Here is a 19,119-nt window from a genome sequence, read left to right on the forward strand (position 1 = left end):
GCTTCAACCACTCAGGTCGGCTTTCAGGCCGCCGTGCTCTTGCTTTTGATCTTGATCTGAGAAGCGCCCCGTTAAACCACGCTGGCCGCACGCAGGCTTGAATCCGTGGGTAACCCGGCAGGACGCCGGGTTAGCCGCGCTGGGCCAAGGATGGCCCATCGCGGCGGCCCACGGATTCAAGCCTGTGGGCGGGCATGCCGAGCCTAAGCGAGGCACCGAGTGGTGGGGCAAGAGCGTTTTGGTTACTTTTGCGCTGTTCAAAAGTGACTCGCTGTAAGAGCGAAACCAATAAAAGCCATCACCCAAATAACGGATATACACGAAAACCCAAAAAACACCCCCAAGCCCGCTTCCCGCGCCACAGCGCAACATCAAAGATCCAGTGAGCCCTCCCACATTCGTATGTGTACCCATCTGGCACATGGCCATTCGGTTTTCCGAACACCACACCTCGCTCTATTCGGTTTGCCGGACCGAACAATCAAACACCCCCCACAATAAAAATTTAATCTTGCTTTAAATCAACAACTTAACACTACAGCCCGAGTCTGGCACGACTCATGCTCTACACTTCCTGACGATTGCTCAAGGCGCCTCAGGAGCCGTCTAGGGCATTCGCTGCACAAGAGAGCCGCCAACCGGCTTCATAAAAAAAACAAATGTCGAGGAAGTATTGATGCGCATCGTTCCCCATATCCTGGGCGCAGCTATCGCTGCTGCTCTGATCAGCACTCCAGTTTTCGCCGCCGAACTCACCGGCACACTGAAGAAAATCAACGACTCCGGCACCATCACTCTCGCTCACCGCGACAGCTCCATTCCGTTTTCCTACATCGCAGATGGTTCGGGCAAACCTGTGGGCTACTCCCACGACATTCAGCTGGCGATCGTTGAAGCCCTGAAAAAAGACCTGAACAAGCCCGACCTGAAGGCCAAGTACAACCTGGTCACCTCGCAAACGCGTATTCCGCTGATCCAGAACGGCACCGCCGACCTTGAGTGCGGTTCCACCACCAACAACGCCGAGCGCGCTCAGCAAGTCGACTTCACCACCAATATCTTCGAAATCGGCACCCGTTTGCTGGTCAAGAAAGACAAGGATGGCAAGCCCTCCTACGCCGACTTTGCTGACCTGAAAGGCAAAAATGTGGTGACCACCGCTGGCACCACGTCCGAGCGCATCATCAAAGCGATGAACGCCGACAAGCAGATGGGCATGAACGTCATCTCCGCCAAAGACCACGGCGAATCCTTCCAGATGCTCGAAAGCGGCCGCGCCGTTGCCTTCATGATGGATGACGCGCTGCTGGCCGGTGAAGAAGCCAAGGCCAAGAAGCCGGATGACTGGGTCATCACCGGTACGCCGCAGTCCTTTGAAGCCTACGCGTGCATGGTTCGTAAAGACGACCCGGCGTTCAAAAAAGCCGTGGACGATGCGATTGTGGGCCTCTACAAATCCGGCGAGATCAACAAGATCTACAGCAAGTGGTTCGAAAGCCCGATTCCACCGAAAGGCCTGAACCTGAACTTCCCGATGAGTGAGAAGGTTAAGGAGCTGATCGCTAACCCAAGCGACAAGCCGGCGCCTGACGTAAAAATCTGACACCTGATCTAACCTGATCGTCTGAGGGGGCAACTTTCCCTCAGGCGTCTGTGACTACCTGCTGGCTTTAAAGTGGAACACTCGACCTGGCGGTTTTCGAGCCGATCGCGTGTGCCTGACGTTCACCGTCGGGCGGGAAAGGATCTTCCCCAAGCGGGTGCTTGTACATCGATCGATTTCGAGGGGAGACCCTAATGAATTACAACTGGGACTGGGGCGTATTCTTCAAGTCCACTGGCGTTGGCAGCGAGACCTATCTCGACTGGTACATCGCCGGCCTGGGCTGGACCATCGCCATCGCGGTGGTGGCGTGGATTATCGCTTTGCTGCTGGGCTCCATTCTGGGGGTCATGCGCACCGTGCCAAACCGCCTCGTAGCGGGCATCGCGACCTGCTACGTAGAGCTGTTCCGTAACGTGCCGCTGCTGGTTCAGCTGTTTATCTGGTACTTCCTGATACCCGACCTGCTGCCGCAAAACCTGCAGGACTGGTACAAACAAGACCTCAACCCGACCACGTCGGCCTACCTGAGCGTTGTGGTGTGTTTGGGCCTGTTCACCGCCGCGCGCGTCTGCGAGCAAGTGCGTACCGGCATTCAAGCGCTGCCGCGCGGCCAGGAAGCTGCCGCGCGTGCCATGGGCTTCAAGCTGCCGCAGGTCTACTGGAACGTGCTGCTGCCGCAGGCTTATCGCATCATCATTCCGCCGCTTACCTCGGAATTTCTCAACGTGTTCAAGAACTCCTCCGTGGCGTCCTTGATCGGCTTGATGGAACTGCTGGCGCAAACCAAGCAGACCGCCGAGTTCTCGGCCAACCTGTTCGAAGCCTTCACCCTGGCCACGTTGATCTACTTCACCCTGAACATGAGCCTGATGTTGCTGATGCGCGTGGTCGAGAAAAAAGTCGCCGTGCCCGGCCTGATCTCTGTGGGGGGTAAATAATGGAACTTGATTTCAGCGGTATCATTCCCGCCATCCCGGGCCTCTGGAACGGCATGGTCATGACCTTGCAGTTGATGGTCATGGGCGTGGTCGGCGGCATCGCGTTGGGTACGATCCTCGCGCTGATGCGCCTGTCGTCGAACAAACTGCTGTCGCGCGTGGCTGGCGCTTACGTGAACTACTTCCGCTCGATCCCGCTGCTGCTGGTGATCACGTGGTTCTATTTGGCGGTGCCGTTCGTGTTGCGCTGGATCACCGGCGAAGACACCCCGATCGGTGCGTTCGCGTCCTGCGTCGTGGCCTTCATGATGTTCGAAGCCGCGTACTTCTGTGAAATCGTGCGGGCTGGCGTGCAGTCGATTCCCAAGGGCCAGATGGGCGCAGCACAAGCGATGGGCATGACGTATGGCCAGACCATGCGCCTGATCATTCTGCCGCAGGCGTTCCGCAAGATGACCCCGTTGCTGCTGCAACAGTCGATCATCCTGTTTCAGGACACCTCGCTGGTCTACACCGTGGGCCTGGTGGACTTCCTCAACTCCGCCCGCTCCAACGGCGACATCATCGGCCGCTCGAATGAGTTCCTGATCTTTGCCGGTGTCGTCTACTTCATCATCAGCTTTTCCGCCTCGCTGCTGGTCAAGCGTCTGCAAAAAAGGTTTGCCGTATGATCTCTATCAAGAATATCAACAAGTGGTATGGCGACTTCCAGGTGCTGACCGATTGCAGCACCGAGGTTAAAAAAGGCGAAGTGATCGTGGTGTGCGGGCCGTCCGGCTCGGGCAAATCCACCTTGATCAAGTGCGTCAACGCACTCGAACCGTTCCAGAAAGGCGACGTGGTGGTGGATGGCACCTCCATCGCCGACCCGAAGACCAACCTGCCGAAACTGCGCTCACGCGTGGGCATGGTGTTCCAGCATTTCGAGCTGTTCCCGCACCTGACCATCACCGAAAACCTGACCATCGCGCAGATCAAGGTGCTGGGTCGCAGCAAGGAAGAAGCCACCCAAAAGGGCCTGCAATTGCTTGAGCGCGTCGGCCTCTCGGCACACGCCCACAAGCACCCGGGCCAGTTGTCTGGCGGCCAGCAACAACGCGTAGCGATTGCCCGCGCATTGGCCATGGACCCGATCGTGATGCTGTTCGACGAACCGACCTCGGCGCTGGACCCGGAAATGGTCAATGAAGTGCTCGACGTGATGGTGCAACTGGCCCACGAAGGCATGACCATGATGTGCGTGACCCACGAAATGGGCTTCGCGCGCAAAGTGGCCGACCGCGTGATTTTCATGGACGCCGGCAAGATTATCGAAGACTGCCCGAAAGAAGAGTTCTTCGGCGACATCAGCGCCCGCTCCGAACGCGCGCAGCAATTTCTCGATAAGATCCTGCAGCACTAAGCCACCGCTGTAGAAACCGGGCCTGTGTGGGAGCGGGCTTGCTCGCGATGGCGGTGGTTCAGCCAATGAATCTTTTGACTGACACACCGCTATCGCGAGCAAGCCCGCTCCCACACAAGCCCGCTCCCACAAACGCCCATTGCCATACACGCCCGCTACCACCATTAGCCGGCTCCCACACTTGACCGAACAGGCTGGCAGCGCTGGTTGACCCAAGGCATCTGTGATGAAATGCGACCCCAACCTCTATCGCGCCGCACCGCCATCACTTGCCGTGAAGCCTCGTCTGATTCGCCAACTGTTTCTGCCGCCACTGATCATCGCCCTGATGGTCGGCCTGGGTTATATCGGCTTTTGCATCAGTGATTACTACGGCATCCGCACCCTCAGTGACAACGGCGAACGCCAGTTGGAACTGCACGCCCGCACCGTCGAAAGCGAACTCAGCAAATACACCTACTTGCCCAGCCTGCTCGAACTGGAGTCCAGCGTTTCCAAACTGCTGGCCGACCCCAACCAGGAAACCCGGCAGACGGTTAACGATTACCTCGAAGGCCTGAACCGGCGCAGTCGCAGCCGCGCCATCTACGTCATGGACACCACCGGCCGCGTGCTGGCCACCAGCAACTGGCGCGATGCCGACAGTTATCAAGGCGAAGACCTGTCCTTTCGGGCCTATTTTCAAAAAGCCGTACGCGGCCAGCCCGGGCGTTTTTACGGCATCGGCAGTACCAACGGCGAACCCGGCTACTACCTGGCCCACGGCCTGGAAGAACACGGCAAGATCATCGGCGTCGCCGTGGTCAAAGTGCGCCTTGAAGCCCTCGAAGAACGTTGGCAACGCGCGCGCCTCGAAGCCTTTGTGAGCGACGAGAACGGCATCATCATCCTCTCCAGCGACCCGGCGCGCCGGCTCAAGGCTGTGCGCCCGTTGAGCGCCGAGACCAAGGAACGCCTGGCCCACAGCCTGCAATATTATTGGGCGACGCTTAACGAGCTGGAGCCGCTGGCCCGCGAGCGCCTGAATGCAGGCACCGAAAAACTGACCTTCCCCGCCAACAGTGAAGTGGTGGCTGACGAAAAGGCCGTGAGCTATTTGGCCCAGACCCGGCCACTGAATGACACACCGTGGAACTTCACCCTGCTGACGCCGCTGAATGACCTGCGCCAAGCCGCAATCAACCAGGGCATTCTGGTGGCTGTCGCGTTTGGCCTGGTCGCCTTTTTGCTGATCGCCTGGAACGAGCGGCGCAAGGTCATCGCCACCCGACTCGCCGCGCGCGAAGCCTTGCAGGAAGCCAACAGCCAGTTGGAACGTCGGATTGCCGAACGCACCGCCGACCTGCGCGCCAGCAACGAACAGCTCAAGGGCCAGATCCGCGAACGACGGCAGGCCGAAGAAACCCTGCGCCGCGCCCAGGACGAGCTGGTGCAGGCCGGCAAACTCGCCGCCATCGGCCAGATGTCGACCAGCATCGCGCATGAGCTGAACCAGCCGCTGGCGGCGCTGCGCACGCTGTCGGGCAATACCGTGCGGTTCCTCGAACGCGGCGCGCTGGATACTGCCAGCGCCAACCTCAAAACCATCAACGAACTGATCGACCGCATGGGCCGCATTACCGCCAGCCTGCGCTCGTTCGCCCGGCGCGGTGACGACCAGGGCGAAGCCAGCCTTGGCAAAGCCGTGGACGCCGCGTTCCAGGTACTCGGCGCGCGCCTGGACGGCCTGCCACTGAGCGTGCATCGCAACTTCCCCAACGCCCACTTGCAGATCGACCAGACGCGCCTGGAGCAGATTCTGGTCAACCTGATCGGCAACGCCCTCGACGCGATGCAGGCGCAACCGGCGCCGCAGCTGTGGCTGGACGGCCACAGCGCCGACGGCAAATACCGCCTGCACGTGCGCGACAACGGCCACGGCATCGCCCCCGAGGCACGCAAACACTTATTCGAACCGTTCTTCACCACCAAACCCGGCGAACAAGGCCTGGGGTTGGGCCTGACCCTTTCCGCCAGCCTCGCGGCGGCCACCGGCGGCAACCTTGCCGTGGAACACCCGGCCAGTGGCGGTACGGCCTTTGTCTTGTGCCTGCCGTTGGTGGGCACTCAAAAAGCTGAGTCGACATGAATACAGACACCACAGCCTCTACCGACGACCTCACCGTGCTGATCGTCGAAGACGACCCGCATGTGCTGCTCGGCTGCCAACAAGCGCTGGCGCTGGAAGACATTCCCAGCGTCGGCGTGGGCAGTGCCGAAGAAGCACTCACGCGTATCGGCGAGAACTTTGCGGGCATCGTGATCAGCGATATTCGCCTGCCGGGCATCGATGGCCTGGAGCTGTTGACGCGCCTTAAAGCCTTGGACAAAAGCTTGCCGGTGGTGCTGATCACCGGGCATGGCGACATCTCGATGGCGGTCGGCGCCATGCGCAATGGCGCCTATGACTTCATGGAAAAGCCCTTCTCGCCCGAGCGCCTGGTCGACGTCGCTCGCCGCGCCCTGGAGCAACGCGGGCTGGCGCGGGAAGTCTGGTCACTGCGTCGCCGACTGGCCGAGCGCGACTCGCTGGAGGGCCGCATCATCGGCCGCTCGCCGGCCATGCAAAACCTGCGCGAACTGATCGCCAACGTCGCCGACACCTCGGCCAACGTGCTGATCGAAGGCGAGACCGGCACCGGCAAGGAACTGGTCGCGCGCTGCCTGCATGATTTCAGCCGCCGCCATTCCCACCAGTTCGTCGCCCTGAACTGCGGCGGGTTGCCGGAAAACCTGTTTGAAAGCGAGATTTTCGGCCACGAAGCCAATGCCTTTACCGGCGCCGGCAAACGTCGCATCGGCAAAATCGAGCACGCCCACGAAGGCACGCTGTTTCTCGATGAAGTGGAAAGCATGCCGATCAATCTGCAGATAAAATTGCTGCGGGTGTTGCAGGAACGCACCCTCGAACGCCTGGGTTCGAACCAGAGCGTTTCGGTGGATTGCCGAGTGATCGCTGCCACCAAATCCGACCTCGATGAACTGAGCCGCGCCAGCCAGTTTCGCAGCGACCTGTATTACCGCCTCAACGTGGTGACCCTGGAATTGCCGCCGCTGCGCGAACGCCGTGAAGACATCCTGCAGTTGTTCAAACACTTCCTGCAGCAGTCGTCCTTGCGTTTCGACCGCAGCGTGCCCGAGCTGGACCACCAAACGGTGTCGATGCTGATGAGCCACGACTGGCCCGGCAACGTGCGTGAATTGCGCAACGTCGCCGAACGTTTTGCCTTGGGCTTGCCGGTGTTCAAAAAAACCGGCAACGGCGGCAGCAACCATGGCCTGGCCTTCACCGAGGCGGTCGAAGCCTTCGAGCGCAACCTGCTCAACGACGCGCTGCAACGCAGCGGCGGCAACCTGACCCAGGCCAGCCAGGAATTGGGGATGGCCAAGACCACCCTGTTCGACAAGGTCAAGAAATATGGATTGAGCCACTGATGGATCTGTTCTTGAAGGCCGCCATCGGTGCGGCAGTGGTATTGGTGCTGGCGGCGCTGGCCAAGACCAAAAACTATTACATCGCGGGGCTGGTGCCGCTGTTTCCGACCTTTGCGTTGATTGCGCACTACATCGTCGGCAAGGGCCGCTCGATAGAGGATTTGAAGACCACTATCGTATTCGGGATGTGGTCGATCATTCCGTATTTTGTGTATTTGGCCACGCTGTACGTGATGGTCGACCGGATGCGCCTTGAAGCGTCGCTGGCGGTTGCCGCCGTGGCCTGGTTGATGGCGGCTACGCTGCTGGTGAGTGTGTGGGTGCGCCTGCACAGCTGACCCACCCCACTCCAAATGTGGGAGGGGGCTTGCTCCCGATAGCGGTGGGCCAGGCAACTAGTGGGCACGATCAGCGGATGATTTTTTCTACCTGAATGCCCAGCTTCTTCAGCCGATACCAAAAGCTGCGCTCGGAAATACCGATCTTCGACGCCGCCGCAGCCTGCACGCCGTTGCTCTCGTTCAACGCGGCCAGAATGTAGCTTTTCTCAACCTCCGCCAACGCTGCATCCAGGTCCGCCGGCACACTCGGGTTGTCACCCAGCAGCGCCGCAGCGCCACCCTCGGCAGGCCTGGAAGCAAACAAATAGGCCGGCAAATCGATGTCTTCAATCACCGGCTTTGCCGCCACAATCGTCGCGCGCTCCACACAGTTTTGCAGTTCGCGAATATTCCCCGGCCAGCCGTAAGCTGCCATCGCCTGCAACGCCTCGGGGCTAAACCCGGTAATACGTTTACCCGCAGTGGCACTCAGCGTCTGGGCAAAGTGGCGAGCCAGCGGCGCGATATCCTCCGCGCGCTCGCGCAGGGCCGGCAGTTCAATCGGAAACACATTCAGGCGGTAATACAAATCTTCGCGAAACTCTTTGTTGGCCACCGCGTCCAGCAGGTTTTTATGCGTGGCCGCAATCACCCGCACATCCACTTTGCGTTCGCGCGGGTCGCCCACCGGCTCAATCACCCGCTCCTGCAACGCGCGCAAAATTTTGGCCTGCAACGCCAGCGGCATATCGCCCACTTCATCCAGAAACAACGTGCCTTTGTCGGCCTGCATAAAGCGCCCTACCCGGTCTGCCACGGCGCCGGTAAAGGCGCCCTTGCGATGGCCGAACATCTCGCTTTCCAGCAAGCCTTCCGGGATCGCCGCGCAGTTGACCGCCACAAACGGCTGGTCGGCACGGTTACCGTGTTTGTGAATAGCGCGGGCGACCATTTCCTTGCCCGTGCCGCTTTCGCCGGTCAGCAAGATGGTCGCGTTGCTGTCGCGTACCGAGTCGATGGCCTGCAGCACCCGACGGAACGCCGGGCTGTCGCCCACCAGGCTGTCGAATTGCGCATGCTGGTCAAGCTCGGCACGCAGGCGCACGTTGTCGCGCAGGATGTCGCGAAATTGCAGGGCCTTGGCCACGGTGATGTCCAGCTCGTCGATGTCGAAAGGCTTGGCGATGTAGTCATAGGCGCCATTGCGCATCGACTGCACGGCGTTTTTCACCGTGCTATAGGCGGTCATCACGATCACCGGCACCTGCGGAAAGCGCGCTTTGATCTCGGCCAATAGCGCCGGGCCGTCCATGCCGGGCATGCGCCAGTCGCTGATCACCAGGTCGATGTCTTCCTGCTCCAACACCTTGAGCGCGTGCAGGCCGTTGCTCGCGGTGAACACCTGAATGCCGTTCTGGCTCAGGGCTGACGACAGCAAGTCACAGAGTTTGGGCTCGTCGTCGACTACCAATACGTTATGCGTCATGACCTTCCTCATCGTCGCCGTCGTCTTCACCTTGCGCCGGAATGTACAGGCTGAAGGTGGCGCCGGCATCTTTCTCACTGGCGCATTCGATGCTGCCGTCGTGACTTTCCATGATCGAATAGACTTTAGCCAGGCCCAAGCCTGTGCCCAAGGCCTTGGTGGTGACAAAGGGTGTAAAGATACGCTCCAGCATATCCGCCGGAATGCCCTGGCCGGTGTCGGCGATGCTGATCAGCGTGTTGCTGCCCACGCTGCGAATGCCCAGGGTCAGGCGCCCGCCGTCGGGCATCGCGTCGATGGCGTTGAGAATCAGGTTCAGACACGCTTGCTTCAACTGCTTGGCATCCGCATAGATCGTCGCACCGGGCGCCTGGTCGTCAATGTGCGCATCGATGTTATGGGTGGCCAGCTCCGGGCGGCAGAAGCCGAGAATTTCTTCTACCAGCGGGCGCGCTGGCTGCAACACGCGCAGCGGCGAATTGGGTTTGGCGAAGTCAAGAAACTCGGTGATCAGGTCGTTGATGCGGCTGACTTCGCTGATCACGTATTCCAAGTGGCGCTTGTCGGTTTCTGCCAGGTCGGCGCGACGGTGCAACAGTTGGGTCGCGGTTTTGATAATGCCCAGCGGGTTGCGAATTTCGTGGGCCAGGCCCATCGCGACTTCGCCCAGGGCGTGCAGGCGATCGCGGCGGCGTAACTGGGCTTCGAGGTGGTGCAACTCGCCCAGACGCTCGGTCATGTGGTTGAAGGTGCTGCTCAGTTGCGCCAGTTCATCGCCGCCACTGACCAACACGCGGTGCTCATAATTGCCCGAGATCACCGCGTCCACGCCTTGCGACAAGTCGCGCAGCGGCTTGGTCAGGCGCCGCGATACCAGCACACCGGCGCCCAGCGACAACGCCGAGCTGAGCAAAAAAATCAGCACGAACAGGTTGCTCTGGTTGACCAGCCCCACGAGACTGGTATGGCGCAGCAAGCCGCTGAAAATCACCCCTTGCAGCTCGCCTGCGTCATTGAAGATCGGCCAGTACAAACCGCTGTAATTGCTGGTGAACTGCTCACTCGGCTGCTTGGTGCTGCGCATGGCCGTCTCAACATCCTTGGGGATACGCGCCGGGTGGTTTTCAAAGCGCTGGGTCGAGAATATTTCGTTAAAGCCTGCCGGGTTGGCCAGGTATAAGCGCAGGTCGAGGGAGTGCACATCGGCCACGCTGGTGAGGAAACTGCTGTCCAGATACGTGGCGACCAACAGCAGGTAATCGACGCCCTCTTGGGTGGTTTCGAACGTCGAGACCACCAGGCCCGTGGTCACCCCGGCCACGTCGACCGTCTGCAACACCGCATGACTGGTCACGCTGATCTGTTTGACAATATCGTCGGGCGCCGTGCTGAACACCACCTTGTGGTCACTGGCGCGAATCAGCGCGACCACATCAATGTCGGTCGCATCGGCGATGTCAGCCGTAAGCCGGTCGTGCCTGGCGGCTTGCTTGGTTGAGGGCGGGCTGGTGTAACGCAGGAACAATTTGGCCATGCGCGCGTTGTCATGAAGGATATCGCCGATCTCGTCCTTGACGATTTTGGTCGACTCTTGCAGCCAGATACGCACGTTGCTGTCGAAAATCTGCGACAGCGTGGTCGCCGCCAACTCGGCCGCAATCATGGTCGGAATCACACTGACCAGCCAGAACGCCAACACCAGCTTGCGCTGGACGCTCCAGCGCGAAATGGCAAAAGGGCGGGCTTTTGGACGGGGCTTGTTGATCATCAGGTTTCGCTTATCGCAGCAGCCATGGCAGGGTCGGAACGATCCGGTCGGAGGTACATTTTCACCAGCTTGAGCACGCCGTTCACCAGCCAATTGCGGTGGCGAAAGAACATGCTGTTGCCGCTAAACTCGCAGCCCAGGCGCAGTTTACTGGCGTAACCGGCCTGACCGCACTCGTACACGGGAATAGTGTGCGCAATACAGTAGCCTACATTGGTCAGCCAACTGCGAAAGTACAGGTTGTACTCGCGGCTGAACTCACTGTCATGCGCAAACACCTTGTCGACCAGGCGGTGCTGGTCCAGCAGGATCAGGTTGAACGCCACCAGGCGCTCGTCGGCCCAATACAGCGCACACACGGCACGCGCTTCAAGCCCTTCAAGGATGCCGGTGAAGTAAGCGGCCGGCAGGCGTTCGAACTGCACGTCCGAGCGGCTCAGGGTGGCAGCGTAAAGACGCATCACCTCAGGCAGCACGTCATCAATGTTGCGCCGCCACTCTACCCGCGGGCCTGGCGCACGCATTTTGCGGCGCAGTTCCTTGCGGGCCGCCTTGCACAGCGAACCCAGGTAGGCGTCGACCGAGCCAAAGGGTAACGCGAGCGAACCGCTGGGCAAGCTCGGCATGCGCTGAAACCCGGCCGCGCGGCAGATGGCCGCCCACTGCCAATCTTGCGTCGGCACGTCCTTGACCGCCACCAGGCCGATGGCCAGTTCGCTGGCGTCCTGGCGCGCCGCCTTGAGCAAACGCTTGATCATCAACGCGCGTCGCGCCTCGGGCACGCCACTGGCCACGCCGGCGTCGCAACGCTCGGCGACGGGCGAGCCGATGGCATACAACTGCAAGCGTAAAACACCCGGCCACAGTCGCTCCAGGCGCTCGGTAAAGCGCTTGCCGGCACCCGACATCGTAGTGTCGAGGCGATAGTGGGTGATAAACGCCGGCGCAACCGCCACCAGCGTGCCGGCTTCGTAAACCGCCAGGTAACGCCATTTGAAATCATCGAAGGCCGCGTTTTCCACGGCCAGGTAAAAATCCCAATCCTCCAGGGCTCCGGGAAAACAGTCGTTCCAGGCACTGCGCTGAATGGCCCGGATAGTCGAGAAGGCTTGGGCGGTGATCACGTAGCGTCCTTAGGCTAATGCCCGCTGTCGATAATCTTCTGCAACCTGGATAACAGCGGCATGCTGTTCGATAAACTCGGCGCTCAACTCGATGACCCGGCGGTATTGCAGGTCGACCGTGATCATGTGGTAGCAGTTGTCCAACAGGATTTTGGTCACCGGCCCGCCAAGGTGGCGCTCCACGTAATCGGCGTTCCAGCGGCTGGTGATGTCGTCCTCGATGGAGTGCAACACCAACGCCGGCACCTTGATTGAAGGCATGCGCTTCTTGACCTCGGCGTTCATCCAGTGCAGCTCGCGCACCGTTACGCCTTCCATCGTCAACAAGCCCGCTGCGCTGCTCTCGCCTTCTTTCATTTGCCGCTCGACGATCGCGCGCAGGCGCTCGTTCTTGATGCCGTAGGGCGGTTTCTCGGTAAAGCGAAACAGCTTTACGCCAAAGGGAATGCGGATCAGCAAGGGCGTGATGAACGCCATCTTGTTGATGCTCCAGCCGTCGTACTTAAGCGTGGTGGAATACATCAGCAAGCCTGCGACCTGGCCCGGATGCTCCGAGGCCAGGTACATCGACATCACCGCGCCCATCGACAAGCCACCGACGAACACTTGCGCGTGGCGTTGCTTGACCTGCACGAAGGTCTTGCGCACGCCTGCGTACCAGTCCAGCCAACCGGTGGCCTGCAAGTCACTGTTGTCGCCGCAGTGCCCGGCCAGGGTCGGCACATACACCGTGCAGTTACCCGCCTTGGCCAAGCCCTTGGCGACCTGCCGCAATTCCGTCGGCGTGCCGGTGAGGCCGTGAATCAACACAACCCCGACCGGACCGTCACCGAGAACGAAGCCGGCATCACCTTCACCCAGGTCGATTTCGACGTCGTTGGCGGCCTTCACCGTTTAGTCGCTCGCACCAGCAACTGCTCAAGCAGCTTCAGGCCCAGTTCGATTTCCGGGTAGCTGATTTCCAGCGACGGCGCCAGGGTGATCACGTTCTTGTAGTAGCCACCCACGTCGAGAATGAGCCCGAGTTTGCGCCCGTCTACCACCATGTCGCCCTTCATGCCTTCCTCGACCATGTAGTCCAGGGTGGCCTTGTCCGGGGTGAAGCCGTCCGGCCCGCAGATTTCGCAGCGCAGGGCCAGGCCCAGGCCGTCGACGTCGCCGATGATCGGGAAGCGCTTCTGCAGGTCTTGCAGGCCTTCAAGGAAAAATTTGCCCTTGGCCATGACCATTGCGCCGTAGTCGACTTCGCTGGTCATCTTGAACATTTCCAGGCCCACCGCCGTACCCAATGGGTTGGAGGCGAAGGTGGAGTGCGTCGAGCCTGGCGGGAAGATCTTCGGGTTGATCAACTCTTCACGCGCCCAGATGCCACCCAATGGGTTCAGGCCGTTGGTCAGCGCCTTGCCGAAAACGATGATGTCCGGCTGCACGTCGAAGTGCTCGATGGACCACAGCTTGCCGGTGCGGTAGAAACCCATCTGGATTTCATCGGAGACCATCAAAATGCCGTGCTGGTCGAGCACCTGCTTGAGCTCACGGTAGAAGTTCAGCGGCGGAATCACGTAGCCGCCGGTGCCCTGAATCGGCTCAACGTAGAACGCTGCGTATTCGCTGGTGCCGACTTTCGGGTCCCAAACGCCGTTGTATTCAGTCTCGAACAGGCGCGCGAATTGCTGCACGCAGTGGCTGCCGTATTCTTCTTTGGTCATGCCTTTAGGGCCGCGGAAGTGGTACGGGAACGGAATGAATTGCGCGCGCTCGCCAAAGTGGCCGTAGCGGCGACGGTAGCGGTAGCTCGACGTGATCGACGAGGCGCCGAGCGTGCGGCCGTGGTAGCCGCCTTCGAAGGCGAACATCAGGCTCTTGCCGTTGGTGGCGTTGCGCACAACCTTGAGCGAGTCTTCGATCGACTGCGACCCGCCGACGTTGAAGTGTACACGCCCGTCGAGGCCGAATTTTTTCTTGGCGTCGACCGCGATCATTTCCGACAGCTCGATCTTGCCTTTGTGCAGGTACTGGCTGGCAATTTGCGGCAGCGTGTCGATCTGCTGTTTCAGTGCGTTGTTCAGGCGCGGGTTGGCATAACCGAAGTTAACCGCCGAGTACCACATTTGCAGGTCGAGGTAGGCCTGGTCTTCGGTGTCCCACACGTAGGAACCTTCACAACGGCTGAAAATACGCGGTGGCTCGATGTAGTGAACGGTGTCGCCGTACGAGCAGTACTTGGCTTCTTTATCCAGAAGAATCTGGTCTTCGGCGGTGGCGATACGGATATCAGACATGGTGGAAGATTTCCTGGTTGTCAGCAGCAGTAAAGGTGTTTGCGTTGGCGGCGATGCCCTGAGGCAGTCGGGCCAACAGCGCGGGCACTTCGGCGAAGGTGTCGAAGCGCGCGTGGGGAATGTTGTTGGCTTGGCAATAAGTGGCGAGGCTGCCTTTGGCGAAGACGAAGTCGGCGGTGGAGGCCACGCACATGTCGGACTTGCCGTCGCCGATCACCAGCACGCGCTTGTTGCGCGGGGTGGATTTGCACTTGCAGTTGCCGGAAGCGGCGCGGCAGGCATCGCTGGCATACGGGAAGTCGATGCGCCAGCTGTTCTGGTCGACCTGGCGCAGGCGGTTGGCGAGGATCGGCAGCAAGGTCACGTAGTTGCGCGACAAGATTCGCGCGATGCCTTGCTCGATGCCGTCGCTGACCACCTCGAGGGTCGCGCCCAGGCCCATGACGTGGTCGACAAAATCCGGAAAGTCCGGGTCGATCTCGACGCTGTCAAAGTACGCCAGCAGTTCAGCCGGGGTGGCCTTGATCAGCGCCAGTTGGCGGCTCAGGCATTCGCGTGAACCGATATGCCCGTCCAGCCATTCCTGTTCGATGGTTTCCCACTCGGGGCTGGCGAAGCGTTGGAGGACGTTGTCGATGACATCGGTGGGGGTGATGGTCCCGTCGAAATCACACACGATATGCCACTGGATCATTGCCTTTCCTTGAGTTGGAGGGCTTGTAGAAAAACGCGCTCTGTGCGCTTGCAGAAGGGATATAGCAGGCATTGTGCCAACTGGCGAAAGCCCAGCGGGGCTGGGGTTTTTGCGGATTCTCGAGGTGATTTATGTCGGCGGAGCTACAATTTTTGTAGCTTGCTACAAACAAGATGAGTGCTTGCGCGAGGGGCGGTGTTCGCGCGTGAATGCGCGCTTGTTCAGATAAGGAAACCGCGCCATGTTCAAGCTCACTTCGGCTGTATTCACCGTCTTACTGGGGGTTTGGGGCTTTCCCTGCACGGTATTGGCTGACGGCATTACGGGTGAAGTCGGCGCGGGCTTCAGTTATCAACCGCACGACCCCACCGGCAGCCGCTACGAAACACAGCCGATTCCCTACTTCGATCTGGACTGGGGCAATGTCAGCCTCGGCACTGACGACGGCCTGACCTGGAGCGCACTCACTACCCACGGCATCAGCGCCGGGCCTTATATCAATTACCTGCCGGGCCGCACGGCGAATGGCTCGCTGCGCGGTTTGCGCGACGTGTCGGACATGGCCGAAATGGGCGGTTTTATTCAGTACGCCCCCGCCGACTTCTGGCGCGTGTACGCGCAAGTCGGCCAAGCCGTGGGCGGCGGGCGTGATCAAAGTGGCGTGCTGGGTAAACTCGGCGGCGAGTTGGGCTACCCGCTGGGTGGCGGCATTATCGGCAGCACCGGCCTGCTCGCGCACTTTGCCGACGCGCGCCAGACGCAGACCTTTTTCGGGGTGGACGACAAGGAATCTGCGGCCTCAGGTATTCGCGCATACAACGCCAGCGCGGGGTTCCAGAACCTCACGTTGACGCAGAGTTTCGAGTTCCCGCTGGCCAACCACTGGTCGCTGTTGACCAGCGCCAGTTGGACGCACCTGGTCGGTTCGGCGGCCAACAGCAGCCTCGTCAAACAGGTCGGCGAGGTGAACCAGGGCCAGGTGCAGACCGCGATCAGCTACAAATTTGACTGACCGGATGCTGCTCGTTCCCACGCTCTGCGTGGGAATGCATCCGGTGACGCTGCGCGTCACCTTGCAAGGAACGATCGGGGCAGGCTCAGCCCTTGGCTTCGCGGATGATCTGGCGAATCGCGCCGACAAACGCGTCGACCGGCTGACCACCACTGACCGCGTACTGGCCGTTAAACACGATGGTCGGCACCGACGTCACACCACGCGAAACCCACAGTTGCTCCTCTTCGCGCACCTGAGCGGCATAGTCATCGCCCGCCAGAATCTCGGCCGCGCGCGTGCCGTCCAAGCCAACGCTTTGTGCAATGCTTACCAGCGTCGCAGCGTCGGACGGGTCCTGACCATCGCTGAAATACGCCTTGAACAGCGCTTCCTTGAGGTTGTACTGCAAGCCCTCAAGGCCGGCCCAATACAACAGGCGATGAGCATCGAAGGTGTTGTAGATGCGGCTCTGGCCGTCGGTGCGAAAAGCAAAGCCCAGCTCGGCGCCCATGTCACGGATACGCGCACGGTTAGCCTGCGATTCTTCGGCGCTGGAGCCGTATTTTTCAGTGATGTGCTCGACGATATTCTGCCCTTCGGCAGGCATGTTCGGGTTCAGTTCGAACGGTTGAAAATGAATCTCGGCCTGCACTTCGCTGCCGAGCTGGTCGAGCGCTTCGGTCAGGCCACGCAGGCCGATGATGCACCAAGGGCAGGACACGTCGCTGACAAAATCGATTTTCAGGGCAGTACTCATGGTGGGCAACCTCGCTGGCATTTCTGGTGGCGTTCTTGCTGTCAGAGCCACGCCACAAAGGTTGCACCATACACCAACTTCACAGCACGTTCGAAGGCTCACCCAAGTCAATCTGCGCCCAGTGCGCGGCATCTTCGCGATGGGCTTTCAGGTACGGCAACACGGCCGCCAGCAACGGCGCCTTGAACGCTTCCTGGAAACGATGGGCCAGGCCGGGAATCAGCTTTAATTGGCTGCCCTGAATATGCGCGGCCAGGTGCACGCCGTGCATCACCGGCAACAGCGGGTCGGCGGTGCCGTGCACCACCAGGGTTGGCACGCGCAGTTGGTTAAGCAACGGTACGCGGCTGGGCTCGGCGAGAATCGCCATGATCTGGCGCTTCACCCCTTCCGGGTTGAACGCGCGGTCGTAGGACAGTGCCGCCTGATGCAGCAACGCCTGGCGATCATCTTTCACGTTCGGGCTGCCCAAGGCTGCCAGCAGGTCGGCTTGTTGTTCCAGCGCCACCTCACGGTTCGGCGCGCCGCGCCGCGCCAACAGTTGCAGCAGCGCGGCTTTCGGCGCCGGCAGACCTTCGGCGCCGGAGCTGGTCATGATCAGCGTCAAGCTCTCGACCCGCTGCGGCGCCATGGCGGCCATGTGCTGGGCGATCATGCCGCCCATGCTCGCGCCCAACACGTGGAATTGCCGAACCTGCAAGGCATCCATCAAGCCCAGCGCATCATCCGCCATGTCGGTCAGCGTATACGGCGCCGACACCGGCAGGCCGAGCTTGTAGCGCAGCACTTCAAAGGTCAGGTTGGCGTTCGCAGGCACTTGGCGCCAGGTCGACAAGCCGACGTCACGGTTGTCGTAGCGGATCACCCGAAAGCCTTGTTCACAGAGGGCAACCACCACTTCATCCGGCCAGTGGATCAACTGGCCGCCCAGGCCCATTACCAGCAGCAAGGCAGGGTCGGACGCACGGCCGATGCTCTGGTAGGCGATGCTCACCTTATCCAGGTCGACGGTTTGAGTCGGGACATTGACATCACATCGAGACGCCGCAAAAGACGGCAGGCCGAACAATAAAGCGGCCAGTAAAAGCAACACACGCATGGAAAACACCGAAACGCAGAACCCCAGTAGAGCGCGAGTCTGATGAAGTTTGTTCAAGCGCGCTGCCACAGTTGTGTGACAGTTTGATGAAGCGCGCCCAGCGGTCATGATCGACAGTGTTGGCAACATGAGACAAACTCACGCCATCCGAACTTGTCACAAATTGCTTTCATGGAGAGCCCGTGCTCGAAATACGCCACCTCAAGACCCTGCACGCGCTGCGCGAAGCCGACAGCCTGGTGGAAGCCGCCGAACGCCTGCACCTGACCCAATCGGCGCTGTCCCACCAGTTCAAGGAGTTGGAAGAACGCTTGGGCATGCAGTTGTTCGTGCGTAAAACCAAGCCGCTGCGCTTCACCAGCGCCGGCCTGCGCCTGCTGCAACTGGCCGACGCCACCTTGCCGCTGCTGCGCGGCGCCGAGCGTGACATCGCGCGCTTGGCGGGCGGCACCGCCGGGCGTTTACACATGGCCATCGAATGCCATAGCTGCTTTCAGTGGCTGATGCCGACCATCGACCAGTTTCGCGATGCCTGGCCCGAGGTCGAACTGGACCTGGCGTCCGGTTTCGCCTTCGCGCCATTGCCGGCATTGGCGCGTGGCGATCTGGACTTGGTGGTGACGTCCGACCCGCAGGAACTGCCCGGTATTACCTATGTGCCGCTGTTCACCTACGAGGCCATGTTGGCGGTGGCCAACCAGCATGCGTTGGCGAACAAGTCGTATATCGTGCCCGAAGACTTGCTTGCCGAAACCTTGATCACTTACCCGGTGGAGCGCGACCGCCTGGATATTTTCACGCGTTTTCTGGAGCCCGCCGACGTTGAACCGGCGCAGGTGCGCACCTCGGAACTGACGGTGATGATGATGCAACTGGTGGCCAGCGGGCGTGGCGTGTGCGGTATGCCGCATTGGGCGCTGCATGAATACAGCTCGCGTGGGTATGTGAAGGCCAAGCGTTTGGGCGAAAAAGGCTTGTTTGCGACGCTGTACGCGGGAATTCGTGCCGACATGCTGGACGCGCCGTATATGCGTGATTTTTTGCTGACGGCGAAAGACACCTCATTTTCGACACTGGACGGCGTGAGTGCCGTGCGCTGAGGAAGAACCCCAAACCAAACGGGATCAACCTGTGGGAGCGGGCTTGCTCGCGATTACGGTGTGTCAGATAAATAT

17 protein-coding genes are annotated in these 19,119 nt (G+C 60.4%); 9 read left to right on the top strand and 8 right to left on the bottom strand.

Annotation, left to right across the window (positions count from 1 at the left end; genetic code table 11):
• The first annotated feature begins 676 nt into the window (after positions 1-676).
• The 7 genes from AO240_RS12670 (at position 677) to AO240_RS12700 (ending at position 7,758) form a co-directional block, all read left to right on the top strand.
• Positions 677-1,603 carry a glutamate/aspartate ABC transporter substrate-binding protein gene (locus AO240_RS12670; RefSeq protein WP_099236767.1) on the top strand — a complete coding sequence of 309 codons (927 nt, stop codon included), beginning with the start codon at positions 677-679 and terminating at the stop codon, positions 1,601-1,603.
• 194 nt (positions 1,604-1,797) lie between these two features.
• Positions 1,798-2,544, top strand: coding sequence for an amino acid ABC transporter permease (locus AO240_RS12675; RefSeq protein ID WP_099236768.1), 747 nt, complete (start codon positions 1,798-1,800; stop codon positions 2,542-2,544).
• Positions 2,544-3,215 (top strand): amino acid ABC transporter permease, encoded by a 672-nt coding sequence (locus AO240_RS12680; RefSeq protein ID WP_058412712.1) that lies wholly within the window; start codon positions 2,544-2,546, stop codon positions 3,213-3,215. The genes AO240_RS12675 and AO240_RS12680 overlap by 1 nt, the downstream gene beginning before the upstream one ends.
• Positions 3,212-3,946 (top strand): amino acid ABC transporter ATP-binding protein, encoded by a 735-nt coding sequence (locus AO240_RS12685; protein ID WP_099236769.1) that lies wholly within the window; start codon positions 3,212-3,214, stop codon positions 3,944-3,946. Before AO240_RS12680 ends, AO240_RS12685 begins: the two co-directional genes overlap by 4 nt.
• A 226-nt stretch (positions 3,947-4,172) precedes the next feature.
• Positions 4,173-6,074, top strand: coding sequence for a sensor histidine kinase (locus AO240_RS12690; protein WP_099236770.1), 1,902 nt, complete (start codon positions 4,173-4,175; stop codon positions 6,072-6,074).
• Positions 6,071-7,420: a sigma-54 dependent transcriptional regulator gene (locus AO240_RS12695; protein WP_099236771.1), complete on the top strand. Its 1,350-nt coding sequence runs from the start codon at positions 6,071-6,073 to the stop codon at positions 7,418-7,420. Before AO240_RS12690 ends, AO240_RS12695 begins: the two co-directional genes overlap by 4 nt.
• On the top strand, positions 7,420-7,758 hold the full coding sequence (locus AO240_RS12700) for a GlpM family protein (protein ID WP_099236772.1): 339 nt from the start codon (positions 7,420-7,422) through the stop codon (positions 7,756-7,758). Before AO240_RS12695 ends, AO240_RS12700 begins: the two co-directional genes overlap by 1 nt.
• Positions 7,759-7,828: 70 nt before the next feature.
• On the opposite strand, the gene AO240_RS12705 is transcribed toward AO240_RS12700, so the two are convergent.
• From AO240_RS12705 to AO240_RS12730, 6 genes are read right to left on the bottom strand one after another with little or no spacing between them, the layout of a single operon-like run.
• Positions 7,829-9,226: a sigma-54 dependent transcriptional regulator gene (locus AO240_RS12705; RefSeq protein ID WP_099236773.1), complete on the bottom strand. Its 1,398-nt coding sequence runs from the start codon at positions 9,224-9,226 to the stop codon at positions 7,829-7,831.
• The gene (locus tag AO240_RS12710; RefSeq protein ID WP_099236774.1) at positions 9,216-10,994 is read right to left on the bottom strand and encodes a HAMP domain-containing sensor histidine kinase; all 1,779 of its coding nucleotides are present in this window, start codon (positions 10,992-10,994) and stop codon (positions 9,216-9,218) included. Before AO240_RS12710 ends, AO240_RS12705 begins: the two co-directional genes overlap by 11 nt.
• Positions 10,994-12,118: a GNAT family N-acetyltransferase gene (locus AO240_RS12715; protein WP_099236775.1), complete on the bottom strand. Its 1,125-nt coding sequence runs from the start codon at positions 12,116-12,118 to the stop codon at positions 10,994-10,996. Before AO240_RS12715 ends, AO240_RS12710 begins: the two co-directional genes overlap by 1 nt.
• A gap of 9 nt (positions 12,119-12,127) precedes the next feature.
• Entirely contained in the window at positions 12,128-13,009 is an 882-nt protein-coding gene (locus AO240_RS12720; RefSeq protein WP_099236776.1) for a carboxylesterase, read from the bottom strand.
• Positions 13,006-14,400, bottom strand: a complete 1,395-nt coding sequence (locus AO240_RS12725; protein ID WP_099236777.1) for an aspartate aminotransferase family protein — start codon at positions 14,398-14,400, stop codon at positions 13,006-13,008. The genes AO240_RS12720 and AO240_RS12725 overlap by 4 nt, the downstream gene beginning before the upstream one ends.
• Positions 14,393-15,094, bottom strand: coding sequence for an MtnX-like HAD-IB family phosphatase (locus AO240_RS12730; protein ID WP_099236778.1), 702 nt, complete (start codon positions 15,092-15,094; stop codon positions 14,393-14,395). Before AO240_RS12730 ends, AO240_RS12725 begins: the two co-directional genes overlap by 8 nt.
• 241 nt (positions 15,095-15,335) lie before the next feature.
• On the opposite strand from AO240_RS12730, the gene AO240_RS12735 reads away from it, so the two are divergent.
• Positions 15,336-16,106, top strand: coding sequence for a MipA/OmpV family protein (locus tag AO240_RS12735; protein WP_099236779.1), 771 nt, complete (start codon positions 15,336-15,338; stop codon positions 16,104-16,106).
• A gap of 85 nt (positions 16,107-16,191) precedes the next feature.
• Here the strand turns inward: AO240_RS12735 and AO240_RS12740 are convergent, their stop codons facing one another.
• A complete protein-coding gene (locus AO240_RS12740; RefSeq protein ID WP_099236780.1) occupies positions 16,192-16,845 on the bottom strand; it encodes a DsbA family oxidoreductase in 654 nt (217 codons plus the stop codon).
• A 79-nt stretch (positions 16,846-16,924) separates the two neighbouring features.
• A complete protein-coding gene (locus AO240_RS12745) occupies positions 16,925-17,944 on the bottom strand; it encodes an alpha/beta fold hydrolase (RefSeq protein WP_058412725.1) in 1,020 nt (339 codons plus the stop codon).
• Positions 17,945-18,126: 182 nt separating this feature from the next.
• Here AO240_RS12745 and metR point away from each other — a divergent pair, with 182 nt between their 5' ends.
• Entirely contained in the window at positions 18,127-19,044 is a 918-nt protein-coding gene (gene metR / locus AO240_RS12750; RefSeq protein WP_099236781.1) for a transcriptional regulator MetR, read from the top strand.
• Positions 19,045-19,119 lie beyond the last annotated feature (75 nt).

Source organism: Pseudomonas sp. ICMP 460 (assembly GCF_002723595.1).
Lineage (GTDB): Bacteria > Pseudomonadota > Gammaproteobacteria > Pseudomonadales > Pseudomonadaceae > Aquipseudomonas > Aquipseudomonas kitaguniensis.

Coding starts and splice junctions, on each gene's coding strand:
- AO240_RS12730 (WP_099236778.1), bottom strand. CDS start 15,094: ATGATCCAGTGGCATATCGTGTGTGATTTCGACGGGACCATCACCCCC.
- AO240_RS12725 (WP_099236777.1), bottom strand. CDS start 14,400: ATGTCTGATATCCGTATCGCCACCGCCGAAGACCAGATTCTTCTGGAT.
- AO240_RS12740 (WP_099236780.1), bottom strand. CDS start 16,845: ATGAGTACTGCCCTGAAAATCGATTTTGTCAGCGACGTGTCCTGCCCT.
- AO240_RS12695 (WP_099236771.1), top strand. CDS start 6,071: ATGAATACAGACACCACAGCCTCTACCGACGACCTCACCGTGCTGATC.
- AO240_RS12690 (WP_099236770.1), top strand. CDS start 4,173: ATGAAATGCGACCCCAACCTCTATCGCGCCGCACCGCCATCACTTGCC.
- AO240_RS12685 (WP_099236769.1), top strand. CDS start 3,212: ATGATCTCTATCAAGAATATCAACAAGTGGTATGGCGACTTCCAGGTG.
- AO240_RS12710 (WP_099236774.1), bottom strand. CDS start 10,994: ATGATCAACAAGCCCCGTCCAAAAGCCCGCCCTTTTGCCATTTCGCGC.
- AO240_RS12675 (WP_099236768.1), top strand. CDS start 1,798: ATGAATTACAACTGGGACTGGGGCGTATTCTTCAAGTCCACTGGCGTT.
- AO240_RS12735 (WP_099236779.1), top strand. CDS start 15,336: ATGTTCAAGCTCACTTCGGCTGTATTCACCGTCTTACTGGGGGTTTGG.
- AO240_RS12670 (WP_099236767.1), top strand. CDS start 677: ATGCGCATCGTTCCCCATATCCTGGGCGCAGCTATCGCTGCTGCTCTG.
- AO240_RS12745 (WP_058412725.1), bottom strand. CDS start 17,944: ATGCGTGTGTTGCTTTTACTGGCCGCTTTATTGTTCGGCCTGCCGTCT.
- AO240_RS12680 (WP_058412712.1), top strand. CDS start 2,544: ATGGAACTTGATTTCAGCGGTATCATTCCCGCCATCCCGGGCCTCTGG.
- AO240_RS12700 (WP_099236772.1), top strand. CDS start 7,420: ATGGATCTGTTCTTGAAGGCCGCCATCGGTGCGGCAGTGGTATTGGTG.
- AO240_RS12705 (WP_099236773.1), bottom strand. CDS start 9,226: ATGACGCATAACGTATTGGTAGTCGACGACGAGCCCAAACTCTGTGAC.